11 protein-coding genes are annotated in these 13,695 nt (G+C 65.4%); 5 read left to right on the top strand and 6 right to left on the bottom strand.

The window, feature by feature from the left end:
• Positions 1 to 74 precede the first annotated feature (74 nt).
• From Q5701_RS13300 to cysW, 4 genes are read left to right on the top strand one after another with little or no spacing between them, the layout of a single operon-like run.
• Positions 75 to 1,172, top strand: a complete 1,098-nt coding sequence (locus tag Q5701_RS13300) for a sulfate/molybdate ABC transporter ATP-binding protein (protein WP_306751470.1) — start codon at positions 75 to 77, stop codon at positions 1,170 to 1,172.
• On the top strand, positions 1,169 to 2,164 hold the full coding sequence (locus tag Q5701_RS13295) for a sulfate ABC transporter substrate-binding protein (RefSeq protein ID WP_306751469.1): 996 nt from the start codon (positions 1,169 to 1,171) through the stop codon (positions 2,162 to 2,164). The genes Q5701_RS13300 and Q5701_RS13295 overlap by 4 nt, the downstream gene beginning before the upstream one ends.
• A complete protein-coding gene (gene cysT / locus Q5701_RS13290; RefSeq protein ID WP_306751468.1) occupies positions 2,161 to 3,018 on the top strand; it encodes a sulfate ABC transporter permease subunit CysT in 858 nt (285 codons plus the stop codon). The genes Q5701_RS13295 and cysT overlap by 4 nt, the downstream gene beginning before the upstream one ends.
• Positions 3,015 to 3,845, top strand: a complete 831-nt coding sequence (gene cysW / locus Q5701_RS13285) for a sulfate ABC transporter permease subunit CysW (RefSeq protein WP_306751467.1) — start codon at positions 3,015 to 3,017, stop codon at positions 3,843 to 3,845. Before cysT ends, cysW begins: the two co-directional genes overlap by 4 nt.
• On the opposite strand, the gene Q5701_RS13280 is transcribed toward cysW, so the two are convergent.
• On the bottom strand, positions 3,846 to 5,168 hold the full coding sequence (locus Q5701_RS13280; RefSeq protein WP_306751466.1) for a sigma-54-dependent transcriptional regulator: 1,323 nt from the start codon (positions 5,166 to 5,168) through the stop codon (positions 3,846 to 3,848).
• Complete coding sequence (locus Q5701_RS13275; protein WP_306751465.1) at positions 5,165 to 6,850, bottom strand: sensor histidine kinase; 1,686 nt, start codon at positions 6,848 to 6,850, stop codon at positions 5,165 to 5,167. The genes Q5701_RS13280 and Q5701_RS13275 overlap by 4 nt, the downstream gene beginning before the upstream one ends.
• 206 nt (positions 6,851 to 7,056) lie before the next feature.
• Here Q5701_RS13275 and Q5701_RS13270 point away from each other — a divergent pair, with 206 nt between their 5' ends.
• The gene (locus tag Q5701_RS13270; protein ID WP_306751464.1) at positions 7,057 to 8,427 is read left to right on the top strand and encodes a dicarboxylate/amino acid:cation symporter; all 1,371 of its coding nucleotides are present in this window, start codon (positions 7,057 to 7,059) and stop codon (positions 8,425 to 8,427) included.
• 54 nt (positions 8,428 to 8,481) lie between these two features.
• Here Q5701_RS13270 and Q5701_RS13265 read toward each other — a convergent pair whose 3' ends face one another.
• The 4 genes from Q5701_RS13265 to Q5701_RS13250 are packed head-to-tail and all read right to left on the bottom strand — an operon-like array spanning position 8,482 to position 13,695.
• Positions 8,482 to 9,441, bottom strand: coding sequence for a 2-hydroxyacid dehydrogenase (locus tag Q5701_RS13265; RefSeq protein WP_306751463.1), 960 nt, complete (start codon positions 9,439 to 9,441; stop codon positions 8,482 to 8,484).
• 7 nt (positions 9,442 to 9,448) lie between these two features.
• Positions 9,449 to 11,047, bottom strand: coding sequence for a gamma-glutamyltransferase (gene ggt / locus Q5701_RS13260; protein ID WP_306751462.1), 1,599 nt, complete (start codon positions 11,045 to 11,047; stop codon positions 9,449 to 9,451).
• 51 nt (positions 11,048 to 11,098) lie between these two features.
• Complete coding sequence (locus Q5701_RS13255; RefSeq protein WP_306751461.1) at positions 11,099 to 12,697, bottom strand: GMC family oxidoreductase; 1,599 nt, start codon at positions 12,695 to 12,697, stop codon at positions 11,099 to 11,101.
• The gene (locus Q5701_RS13250) at positions 12,697 to 13,695 is read right to left on the bottom strand and encodes a branched-chain amino acid ABC transporter permease (RefSeq protein WP_306751460.1); all 999 of its coding nucleotides are present in this window, start codon (positions 13,693 to 13,695) and stop codon (positions 12,697 to 12,699) included. Before Q5701_RS13250 ends, Q5701_RS13255 begins: the two co-directional genes overlap by 1 nt.

Genomic DNA, 13,695 nt, shown 5'->3' with positions numbered 1-13,695 from the left:
GAACGCCGGGGGGGCTTCCTTGGCAAGTGAGGTGTGCGTTGTTAACTGTTGCCCGCAAACACGAAAGTCCACCCATGTCCCTTGCCGTTTCGCATCTTGCCCGACGCTTTGGCGCGACCCAGGTCCTGCGCGGCATCGACCTGACCGTGGCCGAGGGCGAACTGGTGGCGCTTCTTGGCCCCTCGGGGTCGGGCAAGACCACGCTGCTGCGCATCATCGCCGGGTTGGATTGGCCCGATGCGGGCGCGTTGTCCTTTGACGGCACGGACTGGCTGGCGAAATCCGCCGCCGAACGCCGCATCGGTTTCGTGTTCCAGCATTACGCGCTGTTTCCCCATATGACGGTGCGCGACAACATCGCCTTTGGCCTGACGGTTCTGCCGCGCGCCGAGCGCCCCGGCAAGGCGCAGATCGCGGCGACCGTGGACGGGCTGCTGCGCTTCCTGCAGATCGACGGGCTGGCCGACCGATATCCCGCCGAACTGTCGGGCGGGCAGCGCCAGCGGGTCGCCCTGGGCCGCGCCATGGCCATCAACCCGCGTGTTCTGCTGCTGGACGAACCCTTTGGCGCGCTTGACGCCCAGGTCCGCCGCGACCTGCGCCGCTGGCTGCGCGGGGTCCACGACAGCGCCGGCACCACCACGATCTTCGTGACCCATGACCAGGAAGAAGCCTTTGAACTGGCCGACCGCGCGGTCGTGATGAACGGCGGCGTTGTCGAACAGATCGGCCAGCCGGACGAGATTTACGACCACCCTGCGACGCCCTTTGTCGCGCGTTTCCTGGGCCTGACGGTTGATCTGCCTGTCACGATGGGGGCAGGCCGGGCCTATGCGGCGGGACTGGATCTGGCCGCCCTGCCCCGGCGGGCGCTGCCTGACGGACCGGCCTGGCTTTTCCTGCGGCCCGCCGACATCCAGCCCATCCCCGACCCCGCCGCGCCGTTCCGCGTGACCGAGATCGCCACGACCGGCGCGCTGCTGCGGGTCGCGGCCGAGGACGGCACCGGCTGCCGGATCGAGGCCGAGGTTCCGCGCCGCGACGGCCGCGGGCTGCGCCAGGGCCAGCCCGTGGCCTTGCGCGCCGTGGCAGGCCAGATTTTTCCCGGCGGCGCGTCGCAATCCGCCCTGCCGATCCAGACCCCGAAGACCCTCAAGGAGGCCCGCTCTTGAAAACCCGCCTGACCACTGCCCTTGCCCTTGTTCTGGGCCTTGCATCGCCCGTCGCCGCGCAGGACGCGATCCTGAACGTATCCTATGACATCGCACGCGAGTTGTTTGCCGAACTGAACCCGGTCTTTGCCGAGAAATGGCAGGCGGAAACGGGCCGCAGCGTGACCATCGACCAGTCCCATGGCGGTTCGTCCAAACAGGCGCGCGCAATCCTGGAAGGGCTGCCCGCCGATGTCGTGACCTTCAACCAGGTGACGGATATCGACGTGCTGGCCAAGGACGGCCTGGTCGGCGCCGACTGGCGCGAGGCATTCCCGAACCAGGCGTCGCCCTATTATTCGCTGCCCGCATTCCTGGTGCGCGAAGGCAATCCCAAGAACATCGACGACTGGGATGACCTGGTCCAGGAAGGGGTTCAGGTCATCTTCCCGAACCCCAAGACCAGCGGCAACGCTCGCTATACCTATCTTGCGGCCTATGCCTATGCGCTGGACAAGAACAACGGGGACCAAGCGTCGGCGCAGGAATTCGTCAAGAAGGTCTTTGCCAACGTGCCGGTCTTCGACCAGGGCGGGCGTGCGGCCACCGCAACCTTCGCCGAACGCGGCATCGGCGACGTGCTGATCACCTTCGAGGCCGAAACCGGCGGCATTGCCCGCCAATATGCCGATGCGAAACTGGAACGGGTCACGCCATCGCTGTCGGTTCTGGCCGAATTCCCAGTCGCTGTCGTGACGGAGAACGCGGAAAGCAAAGGCACCGCCGAGGTGTCGAAGGCTTATCTCGATTTCCTCTATTCGCCCGATGCGCAGCGTATCCTTGCCCAAAACTTCAACCGCGTGCATGACGAGGCGATTACCGCCGAATTCGCCGCAAACTTCCCCAAGGTGAAGCTGGTCACGGTCGAAGAGGTGTTCGGCGGCTGGGACAAGGTCCAGGAAGAACATTTCGCCGAAGGCGGGATCCTTGATTCCGTGTTCGTGAACCAATGAGCGTTGCGGCGGTCATCGGCGCCCCTGCCGGGCGGCAAAAACGGGTGCTTCCGGGCTTTGGCCTGACCATGGGCCTGACGCTGACCTATGTCGGCATCATCGTCCTGCTGCCCGTCATCGCCCTGGTGCTGAAGGGGGCAGAAATCGGCCCCACCCGGTTCTGGGAGATCGTGACCGCCCCCCGCACGCTGGCCGCGCTGCGCCTGACCATCACTGCGGCCGCCCTGGCGACGGTGTTCAATGCGGCATACGGGCTGTTGATGGCCTGGGTGCTGGTCCGCTATCGCTTTCCGGGTCGGCGGCTGCTGGATGCGATGATGGACATCCCCTTTGCCCTGCCCACCGCCGTGGCGGGTCTGGCGCTGACGGCGCTGTTTTCTGCGAATGGCTGGTATGGCGCGATCCTGGCCCCCTCCGGAATTTCGGTTGTCTATACGATCTGGGGCATTGCGATCGCGATGTCCTTTACCTCGATCCCCTTTGTGGTCCGCACCGTCCAGCCGATCCTCGAGGATCTGGACCCCGGCCAGGAAGAAGCCGCCCGCACGCTGGGCGCGACGCCGTTCAAGATCTTCACCAGGGTGATCTTTCCGGCGATCCTGCCTGCCTTCCTGATTGGCACCACCATCGCCTTTGCCCGCTCGCTGGGCGAATTCGGCGCGGTGATCTTTATTGCCGGGAACCTGCCCATGAAGACCGAGATCGCCTCGCTTCTGGCGGTCATCCGGCTGGAGGAATATGACTATAACGGTGCTGCGGCCATCGCATTGACACTGGTCGCCATCGCCCTTGTGCTGCTGGCGCTGTCGAACTGGCTGCAAGCGCGCCTGACCCGGCGGAGGGTTCCGGCATGAACGCGCTCGCCCCCGCAGCCCTTGCCCCCCGCCCCGATCGCGGCGCCGCACGGCTGCTGATCGGCCTGGCCGTGGCGCTGACGCTGTTCATCGTCGTCGTGCCGCTGATCTATATCTTCTGGCGTGCGCTGTCCGAAGGCTTTGCGGTCTTTGCCCAGAACATTCTGGCGCCCGACACGCTGCACGCGATCTGGCTGACCTCGGTCGTCGCCGTGATCACCCTGCCGGTCAACCTGGCCATCGGGATCAGTGCCGCGTGGTTGATCGCTCGCTTCACGTTCCCCGGTCGCAAGCTGCTGTTGACCATCATCGAGCTGCCGTTTTCCATCTCACCCATCATCGCCGGGGTCTGCTATCTGCTGCTTTACGGCCGGCAAGGGTTGCTTGGTCCCGTCCTTGCGGCGGGCGACATCAAGATCCTGTTCGCGCTGCCCGGCATCGTCCTGGTGACGCTGTTCGTGACCGGCCCTTTCGTTGCCCGAGAGGTTCTGCCCCTGATGCAGGCCCAGGGGTCGGAACAGGAACAGGCGGCTCTTACATTGGGCGCGCCCGGCTGGCAGATCTTCCGTCGGGTGACGCTGCCCAATATCCGCTGGGCGCTGCTTTATGGCGCGGTGCTTGCAACGGCGCGGGCGGTGGGGGAGTTCGGCGCGGTTTCGGTCGTGTCGGGCGCAATCCGGGGGCAAACGAACACCCTGCCCTTGCAGATCGAACTGCTGTTCAACGACCTGAATACCGTCGGCGCCTTTGCCGCCGCATCGACCCTGACCCTGATCGCCCTCATTGTGCTGGTCCTGAAAACCATCATCGAGGGACGGACGCGCTGATCAGCGCCGGAAATCCGTGGGCCTGATCCCGTGCCGGGCCAGCTTGTCGTAAAACGTCTTTCGCGGCAGTTGCAGCCGTCCCATCGCAGCCGTTGCATTCCCGCCCGCCAGCCGCAGGGCGTCACGGATTAGTTCGGCCTCGTATGCGGCCACCAGTTCGGCCACTCCCGGTGCATCGTTGCTGCCCTGCGCGTCAAAGGGCGTCACGCCAAGGGCCTGGCTTTCGGCAAATCCCCGCAGTTCTGGCAGGTTGCCCGGCCAGCCATGCCCCGACAGCCGCGCCTTGACCGCGCCCGTCATCGCGGGCGCTGGCCGATCCAGCCGCGAACAGGCAGCCAGCAGGAAATGGCGATACAGCGCCGGGATGTCCTCTCGACGCTCTGCCAGCGACGGAACGGGCAGCACCGTGCCCGACAGGCGATAGAACAGTCTTGTGTCGAACCGGCCCTCCGCCGCCAGCCGCGCAAGATCGGCGCTGGTCGAGGCCAGAAGCTGTACATCCATCGGGCGCGGCGCGGCGGCGCCAGTGGGCCAGAACTCACCTGCCTCCAGCACCGAGGCCAACCGCGCCTGCATGGAAGGCGACAGCCCGTCCACGCGGTCCAGGAACAGCACCCCGCGCTGCGCCCGTTCCAACTGGCCCGTCTGCCGGGTGCCGCGCGGTCCTGGCGCTTCGCCCCCTAGCAGGTCGACTTCAAAGCGCGCATCGTCCAGGGCGTCGCAAGCCAGATGCACGAAACTGCGGGCGCGGCGCGGGCCTTGGCGGTGGATGGCGCGGGCCAGGACCAGCTTGCCCGCGCCGTCAGGTCCGGTCAGAAGGGCGCTGCCCCCGGCGCCGGCCACACGGTCCAGGGCTGCGCGCAGATGGGCCATCACCTCGCTGCTGCCGGACAGTTCGGGAAAGCTGCCCGATGCGTCGTGGCTGGCCTGCCGCAAGTCGCGGTTTTCCAGCACCAGGGCGCGGGCCGACAAGGCGCGGTTCAGCGCGGCCAGCAGCCCGTCGCGCGCCACGGGCTTGGTCAGGAAGTCATAAGCCCCTGCCTTCAGCGCGGCCACCGCCATCGGCACGTCCCCATGCCCGGTCAGCAGGATCACAGGCAGATCCGCGTCGATGGCGTGCAGGTGGCCGAAGAATTGCAGCCCATCCATCCCGGGCATTCGCACATCGGACAGAACGACGCCCGGATAATCGCGCGTCATCCCTTTCAGGGCATCGGCGGCAAGGCCGAAATCCTCGACCTGCAAACCCGCCATTTTCAGGGTCTGCACCTGGGCTGCGCGCAAATCCTCGTCATCGTCCACCAGCCGGACCAGTCCCGTCATGCGGCTTTCCTCAGCGTCAGGTGAAACGCCGCCCCGCGGCCTGGGACCGGTTCGTCCGCCGTCAATTCGCCGCCGAAATCGCGGGCGATGTCGCGGGAAATGACAAGGCCAAGGCCAAGCCCCTGCGCCTTGCCGGTCGCAAAGGGCGCGAACAGTTGTTTCATCACATCTGGCGATATGCCGGGTCCGTTGTCGGCAACCGTCACCACGACGCGATCCGCCCGTGCATCGACCTCGATACGGATCCAGGGATCGGGGCAACCTTCCTGGGCCTCGAAGGCATTGGTCAGAAGGTTGACCAGGATCTGTTCCAGCCGGACCTGTTCGCCCATGACGGCCAGTCCTTCGGGCATCTCGGGAAGATGGATGGCAATGTCGCCCGCCTTGCGGCGGCTGGCGGTCAGCAGCAAGGACGCCTCGATCACCGGGCGCAGGGGAACGGCGGAGACCTGACCAGTCGCCTTGCGGGCAAAGCCGCGAAGCTGGTCGGTGATCTGGCCGATCCGGTCGGTCATGCGGGCAATGCGGGTCAGGTTGTCGCTTGCAGGACCGCATGGCTGCATGACCTGTGCGTTTTCCGCCAGCAGCCGGATCGTCGCCAGCGGCTGGTTGATCTCGTGCGCGACGCCTGCGGTGATCTGGCCCATCGTTGCCAGCTTATTGGCCTGGACCAGATCGGCCTGCATTTGCGACAGCCTTGCCTGGGCGGCCTGGCGTTCGCGCATCTCCTCGGACAGGTCGCGGGTGCGTTCTGTCACCGCGCGTTCAAGTTCCGTGCGATAGCTGCGGTCGGCCGCAGCCTTTCGAACCGACCGCAGGCGCGACCGGCGGGCCTGATCGGCCATCGCCAGCAACAGCAGCACCGCCAGGCCTGCCGCACCTGCGGCATAGCCTGCCGTCTGCTGGACCTCGCGCAGCGGGACCAGCATGGTCACGGTCCATCTCGTCCCCCGGACCGGCAGGGTGATGGGCAGGCTGTCAGGCGCCGACGGAACCGCGACCGCAAAGCGGCGCGCGGTATCCGTCGTGATGATGACGCGGCCGTCGCCTTCGGTCACATGGGTGGCGTTCGGGCTGCGCGCCCAGGCTGACTCGAGGGCATCGAATTGCACCTTGACAACCACGACCCCCAAAACCGCCGCGCCGTCGCGCACATCGTGGGACAGGTACAGCCCCGGCTGCCCGCTGACGGTGCCAAGCGCGAATTCCATCGCCGTGGGATGCGCTTGGCGGAAATAATTGCGAAAGCTGTAATCGTGGCCCACAAAACTGTCCGGCTGGTTCCAGTTCGACGCGGCAATGGTCCGGCCATCGGCATCCAGCAGATACAGGACCGCGCTTTGCGTCTCGGCCCCCAGGCGCTCCAGCTTGGCCGATACCGCATCGCGCCCTTCGCGCGCCGATGCGCGCAAGATAGCCTTGACCATGGCGTCGTCCGCCAGGATGGCAACAACCGCGCGCTGCCGGTCAAGGATGCTTTCTAGCGTCAGGGCACGTGACTGGGCTGCGGCAAGCCCTTCATTGCGCAGATCCTCTAACGCGCCTGCACGGACGGCCCAGAAGGTTGCGGCCGGAACCAGGACCAGCAACGCCAAGCCCGCCAGCATCGCAAGCCATCCCGCCACGCGTGGCAGGGCTGGCGAATCGCCAGCACTCAATGCGGTGCCTTCTGTGTCCGCCAAGCCCTGGCGCCCCCCGGAATGGTGTTTCAAATCCCACACTAGCAGCTTGAGCCTGTGCGGAAAACCACACATCTTTTCAGGGCTGACACCCGAAAACAGCCATGTTTTCAGCGCATTGCCGCTATGCCGCAAGTTTTTTGGGCAATCATGCGGCCCGCGTAGGATGTCCCCATCGCATCGACATACAGGCAGGAGGAGGCCTTTCCATGCAGTTGGACACTTCCGCGCATCCCGTGGCCCATGAAAAACGGCCGTTCTATCGTCACCTTTACTTCCAGGTCATCATCGCCATCGCGGCAGGCGCCCTGCTGGGTCATTTCTATCCGCAAACGGGCGAGGCGCTGAAGCCCCTGGGCGACGGCTTCATCAAGCTGGTCAAGATGATCATTGCCCCGGTCATCTTCCTGACCATCGTCACCGGCCTGGCGGGCATGGGATCGCTGCGCGGCGTTGGGTCCGTCGTGGGCAAGGCTTTCACCTATTTCCTGACCTTCTCGACCCTGGCTCTGATCGTGGGGCTGATCGTGGCCAACGTGATCCAGCCGGGTTCGGGAATGAACATCGACCCGGCATCCCTGGATTCGTCGACCGTGGCGACCTATACCGAAAAGGCGCATGAAACATCGCTGACCGGGTTTGTCATGGACATCATCCCGACCACGCTGGTGTCGGCCTTTGTCGAAGGCAACATCCTGCAGGTGCTGTTCGTTGCGATCCTGTTCGGCATCGGCCTGATCCTGGTGGGCGACAAGGGCAAGCCCGTGCTGAACATCTTGGAATCGGCCAGCTTTGCGATCTTCCGCGTGGTGGACATCCTGATGAAGGCAGCCCCTATCGGCGCCTTTGGTGCCTTCGCCTTTACCATCGGCAAATACGGCATCGCGTCGATCATGAACCTGGCGATGCTGGTGGGGACGTTCTACCTGACCTCGGCGTTGTTCGTGATCGTGATCCTGGGCACCGTGTGCATGGTCAATGGGTTCTCGATCTTCCGGCTGATTTCCTATCTGAAGGCGGAAATCCTGCTGGTCCTGGGAACGTCGTCGTCGGAATCCGCCCTGCCCTCGCTGATGGAAAAGATGGAAAAGGCAGGCTGCGCACGTCCCGTAGTGGGCCTTGTCGTGCCGACCGGCTACAGCTTCAACCTGGATGGCACCAACATCTACATGACGCTGGCCGCGCTGTTCATCGCACAGGCGACGAACACCCACCTGTCGCTGCAACAGCAGGTGCTGCTGCTGCTGGTCGCGATGCTGTCGTCCAAGGGTGCGGCGGGCGTCACGGGTGCGGGCTTCATCACCCTGGCCGCCACGCTGTCGGTGGTGCCGACCGTGCCTGTCGCCGGTATGGCGCTGATCCTGGGCGTGGACCGCTTCATGTCGGAATGCCGGTCGATCACCAACTTCATTGGCAATGCGGTCGCGACCGTTGTCGTCAGCCGCTGGCATGGCGCGCTGGATCGCGAACGGTTCGATGCCGTGATGGGCGGGCAGGATCCCGAAGACTTCGTCGTCCCCGCCGCAAGGCTTGCCATGGCGCCCGCCGGCCTGCAGCTGGGCGAACGCAGCGCCGACTGACGCGCTTTATCGCCAACATAAGGGCACCGCATCGCTGCGGTGCCTTTCCGTTTGTCAGACCAGAATGTCCATGTCGCGCGGCGGCGTGCCGTTCTGCACCGCCAGCAGGTTGTCCATCATCCGCGTGACCGACGGCGCAAAGCCGTTTGCATCCAACGCCCCCAGATGGGGGGTCAGGACAACCCGGTCCAGGCCCAGCAGCGGGTTGTCAGGCGTGATCGGCTCGACCGAGAACACGTCGATCCCGGCACCGCGCAGCTGGCCCTCGCGGATCGCCTGGGCCAGGTCGGCTTCGACCAGAACCCCGCCCCGTGCGGCGTTGACCAGGATTGCGTCGGGCTTCATCAGCGCCAGGCGGCGGGCGTCGATCAGGTTGCGGGTGCTGTCGTTCAGGTCGCAATTCAGCGTCACGACATCGGACGCCGTCAGCAGCTCGTCCAAGGGCGCAAAGCGGGCATCCAGGTCCGCTTCCTCGGCCGAAGGCAGCGGGTTTCGCTTGGTGTACAAGGTCGTGCAGCCAAAGCCGCCCAGCAGCCGGGCCAGGGCCTTGCCGATGCAGCCCATGCCGACGATGCCCATCGTGCGACCCGACAGGGTGATGGAACTGGGGGCGACCTGCCCCTTGGGCCAGCCCCCATTCAAAATGCCCACATGTCCGCGCACGATGTTGCGGTTCACGGCCAGGATCAGGCCCAGCGTCGTTTCGGCCACCGCAACCGCATTCGATCCGGTGGTCCGCAAGACCCGCACCCCGTGCCGTTTCGCGGCATCCAGGTCGATCCCGTCATAGCCCACGCCCCATTTATGAATTGCCCGCAGCCCGGGGCTGGCCATCATCGCCCCGGTCACGGGCATATCGCCGGTGATTGCAAAGCTGGCGCCTTGCAGCGCGGCAAGCTGGTCCTGGGGCGTGCGAGAGGCTGCGGTGGTCAGCACCCATCCCGGCGGCAGGAAGGGGCAGAGACGGTCCAGCCGTTCGGGGGCCGAGGGGTCGAGAAGGACAAGCTTGGTCATGGCTCTCTCAGATTACAAATCGAATGCCGGGGCGGGCCAGCCCGCCGCCCTGCGCCATGACGGTGCCATCCGCCCGCCAGCAGGCTGCCCCGGTCATGGTGCCGTCGGGGGCAAAGCCGATGGCATTCATGCCGCCGCCGATGGTCTTGACCAGCCGCACGTCATGGCCCCTGGCGCGCATGGCATCGGCTTGGGCCGCATAGGCAGGCTCCAGTTCCAGGTGATGGCCTTCGGTCCACAAACGCGGAGCCTCGACCGCCTGTTGCAGGGTCATGTTGTGGTCGATCAGGTTGACGATGGCCTGCATGGCCGACGGAAAAATCCTTAGGCCGCCCGGCAGGCCAAGCGCATAGACCGGCTGCCCGTCCCGCAGCACCATCATCGGCGCCATGGATGTCGGCACCCGCTTGCCCGGCACGATCGACAGCGCCCGCCCCGGCCGGGGGTCATAGTTCAACATATAGTTGTTGGGAATGATTCCAGTTCCCGGCACCATGAAGCAGGCACCCCACAGCCCGTTGATCGTATGCGTGGCGCTGACGATGGTGCCATCCGCGTCGGCCACCGTCACATGGGTCGTGTCGCGGCTTTCGTATGGCATCCGCTGGCGGGCGTAATCCTTGGACGTGAAGCGGTCCACCGGCACATCGACAAAGTCGGGATCGCCTGATGCGGCGCGGCGATCCTCGAACGCAAGGGCGATCGCTTGCGCCATCAGGTCCATCGCCCCGGGGCTGCCAAAACCCATTGTCCGCAGGTCGTGGGGTTCCAGCATATTCAGCATCTGCACAATGTGAACGCCCGAGGATGCAGGCGGCGGCGGGCCGACGATGACATGGCCGCGATAGGTGCCGGTGATCGCCTGCCGTTCGATGGCGCTTGCCGCAGTCAGGTCGGCCAGCGTGACGTGACCACCCTTGGCCAGCCGGTCCGCCAGCGCGCGGCCCAGTTCGCCGCCGTGCAGGGCCGCGTCGCCTTGGGCTTGGATCAGCCGCAGGCTTTCGGCGTAATCGCTCATCACTAGGCGCGACCCCGGGGCCAGCGGTGCGCCGTCGGGCAGCAGCATCCGCGCCATTTCAGGATCCGCGCGCAGGTCGTTCCCGTGTTCGACGATCGCGCCGTGCAGATAGGGGCTGACCACAAATCCCCGCGCCGCGACGCGGATTGCAGGTTCCACCACATCGGCCCAAGGCAGCCGCCCGTATCGGCGCTGCATCAGATACCAGCCGCGCAGGTTGCCCGGCACCGCGACGGCGGACGGTCCCACCGTGTTCCGCCGCCCCTTGGTGTCCATATACCTGTCGGGCAGATCCGATACCGGCGTGAACATATCGGGCCGGGCGTTCTGCCCCGCCACCGACAGCGCGTCGATCACGACATGGCGTCCGTCAGCCAGCCGCAGATGCGCGATGCCGCCGCCCGCGATGCCGACCATCATCGGCTCTACCACCGTCAGGGTCAGCAGCGCCGCAACCGCCGCATCCACGGCGTTGCCGCCAATGGCCAGCATCTCGGACCCCGCCATGGTGCCCATGGGGGCGTTCGTCACCACCACCCCCTGCGATCCCGATGCCGGGCGCTTTTCACAAACAAAAGGCAAGGTCATGCTGATCGTTCCGTTCTTCGCGGCCAGCTTAGGCAAGGGACGAAGCGGCCATCAAGCCCGCGCATCCTCCAGCATCATGCGAGCGGCCTTTTCCGCGATCATCATCACCGGCGCATTGGTGTTGCCGCTGGTGATTGTCGGCATGACCGAGGCATCCGCAATCCGCAACCGCCCCAACGCACGCATCCGCAAGCGCGGGTCCACGACCGAGGCGTCATCCGCACCCATCCGGCAGGTGCCGACCGGGTGGAAGATCGTCGTGCCCACCGCGCCCGCCGCCTTGACCAGATCGTCGTCGGTCTGGAAGGCGATGCCGGGGACGTGCTCGCTTGGGTCAAAGCGCGTAAAGGCCGGTTGCGCCGCGATCTTGCGGGCCAGGCGAATGGCGCGGACCGCCACGTCCCGGTCGCCGGGGGTCGAAAGGTAATTGGGCCGGATCGCCGGATGCGCGCGAAAGTCCGGTCCGCTCACATGGACCGATCCCCGGCTTTCGGGCCGCAGGTTGCAGACGCTGGCGGTCATGGCCGGGAAGGCGTGGACCGGATCGCCGAACTTGTCCAGGCTGACGGGCTGGACGTGAAACTCCAGATCTGCGGTCGCCTTGTCGGGGCCGGATTTCGCGAAGATCCCCAACTGGCTGGGTGCCATAGACATAGGACCGGACCGTTTCAGCAGGTATTCCAGCCCAATGGACGCCTTGCCCAGCAGACGCGAGGCCTTTTCGTTCAGCGTCGGCACCCCATGCACCTTGTAGACAAGGCGCAGTTGCAAGTGGTCTTGCAGGTTTTCACCCACCCCAGCCGCCTCAACCTGCGGCGTGATGCCCGCTTCCTGCAACACGTCGCCGCGCCCGATGCCCGACTGTTCCAGGATCTGCACGGACCCGACGGCACCTGCCGACAGCACGGTTTCGCGCATGGCCCGTACTTCGCGCCGCTGCCCGCCATGGTGAAAGGCGACACCCGTGACCTCGCCCGCTTCGATTACCAAGCGTTCAACCTCGGCCCCGGTCAGCACCCGCAGGTTCGGACGGGACAGGACCGGGCGCAGAAAGGCCTTGGCCGCGCTCCACCGCCAGCCGGCGCGTTGGGTCACGTCGAAATATCCGCTGCCTTCATTATCGCCCCGGTTGAAATCCTCGGTGCGCGGGATGCCCGCCTGTTCGGCGGCCTCCATGAAGGCGTCCAAGACGGCCCAGCGGACCCGCGCGGTTTCCACCCGCAGCTCGCCCCCAGCACCATGCGCGTCGTCGGCGCCGCGATAGAAATCCTCCTGATCGCGGAACAAGGGCAGGACGTCGTCCCAGCCCCAGCCGGTGCAGCCCATCTGGCGCCAGCCGTCATAATCCGCCGCCTGCCCGCGCATATAGATCATGCCGTTGATCGACGAACTTCCGCCCAGCACCCGTCCACGCGGATAGAGCAGTTGGCGACCGCCCAACGCTTCCTCGGCCTGGGTTCGAAATCCCCAATCTGTGCGCGGATTTCCGATGCAATACAGGTATCCGACCGGGATATGGATCCAGTGGTAATTGTCGCGGCCCCCAGCTTCCAGCAGCAGGACCCGCGTCCTGGGATCTGCGGACAGGCGGTTGGCCAGAACGCAACCGGCGCTGCCCGCGCCGATGACGATATAATCATAGCTTTCCATCAGCTTTCCGACCTGAAGCCCAGCTTGCGGCCCAGTTTGCTGGCGAAGAATTCGCCGATCAAGCCGCGCCGGAACACCAGCACACAGACCATGAAGACCACGCCCGTGATGATCGTCACCGGAAAGTCCGAGGTGGCGAGATAGTTCTGCAGCGTCACCACCAGACCCGCGCCGACGACCGGCCCCGCCAGCGTGCCGATGCCGCCCAGCAGCGTCATCAGGATCACCTCGCCCGACATCTGCCAGGCCACGTCGGTCAGTGTCGCGAACTGGAAGATCAACGCCTTGACACCCCCCGCCAAGCCGGCAAGCGCCGCCGACATCACGAAGGCCCCCAGCTTGTAGCGGCTGACCGAATAGCCCAACGAAATCGCGCGCTGTTCGTTTTCGCGAATTGATTTCAGGATCATCCCGAAAGGCGAATTCACGAAGCGCCAGATGATCAGCATCCCCAGGATGAACACGGCCAGGACAAAGTAATACATGGTCATCGGCTGGCTCAGGTCGAAGATGCCGAACAGGGTGCCGCGCGGGACGGACTGGATGCCATCCTCGCCATGGGTGAAGCCCGCCTGCAGGCAGAAGAAGAAGAACATCTGCGACAGGGCCAACGTGATCATTGCGAAATAGATGCCTTGGCGGCGGATGGCGATAGCACCCATGACCAAGCCCAGGGCAGCAGCGCCCAGAACGCCCAGCAGGATGCCCGCCTCGGGCGGCCAGCCCCAGACTTTGACCGCGTGTGCGGTGAAATAGGCCGCGCCCCCGAAGAAGGTGGCATGGCCAAAGGACAGAAGCCCCGTATAGCCCAGCAGCAGGTTAAAGGCCGCAGCGAACAGCCCAAAGGCCAGCAGTTTCATCAGGAAGATCGGATACAGGAACTGCGGCGCCAGCAGCAGCGCGGCCGCGATCACGGCCAGCAGGACAAGCTGGACTTGCCCGGCCCTGGGGTGGATGACGATCTGTTCGGTCGCGATGGGTTCGGATTTGCCGGCCAT

Origin of the sequence: Paracoccus actinidiae, from assembly GCF_030863885.1 — a bacterium.
GTDB classification, from domain to species: domain Bacteria; phylum Pseudomonadota; class Alphaproteobacteria; order Rhodobacterales; family Rhodobacteraceae; genus Paracoccus; species Paracoccus everestensis.
This window is presented reverse-complemented; position numbering and strand designations above follow the sequence as displayed.

Bases quoted from the DNA above. Each gene is read 5' to 3' on its own strand.
- Q5701_RS13300 (WP_306751470.1), top strand. From the start codon at position 75: ATGTCCCTTGCCGTTTCGCATCTTGCCCGACGCTTTGGCGCGACCCAG.
- cysT (WP_306751468.1), top strand. From the start codon at position 2,161: ATGAGCGTTGCGGCGGTCATCGGCGCCCCTGCCGGGCGGCAAAAACGG.
- cysW (WP_306751467.1), top strand. From the start codon at position 3,015: ATGAACGCGCTCGCCCCCGCAGCCCTTGCCCCCCGCCCCGATCGCGGC.
- Q5701_RS13280 (WP_306751466.1), bottom strand. From the start codon at position 5,168: ATGACGGGACTGGTCCGGCTGGTGGACGATGACGAGGATTTGCGCGCA.
- Q5701_RS13270 (WP_306751464.1), top strand. From the start codon at position 7,057: ATGCAGTTGGACACTTCCGCGCATCCCGTGGCCCATGAAAAACGGCCG.
- Q5701_RS13265 (WP_306751463.1), bottom strand. From the start codon at position 9,441: ATGACCAAGCTTGTCCTTCTCGACCCCTCGGCCCCCGAACGGCTGGAC.
- ggt (WP_306751462.1), bottom strand. From the start codon at position 11,047: ATGACCTTGCCTTTTGTTTGTGAAAAGCGCCCGGCATCGGGATCGCAG.
- Q5701_RS13255 (WP_306751461.1), bottom strand. From the start codon at position 12,697: ATGGAAAGCTATGATTATATCGTCATCGGCGCGGGCAGCGCCGGTTGC.
- Q5701_RS13250 (WP_306751460.1), bottom strand. From the start codon at position 13,695: ATGGCCGGCAAATCCGAACCCATCGCGACCGAACAGATCGTCATCCAC.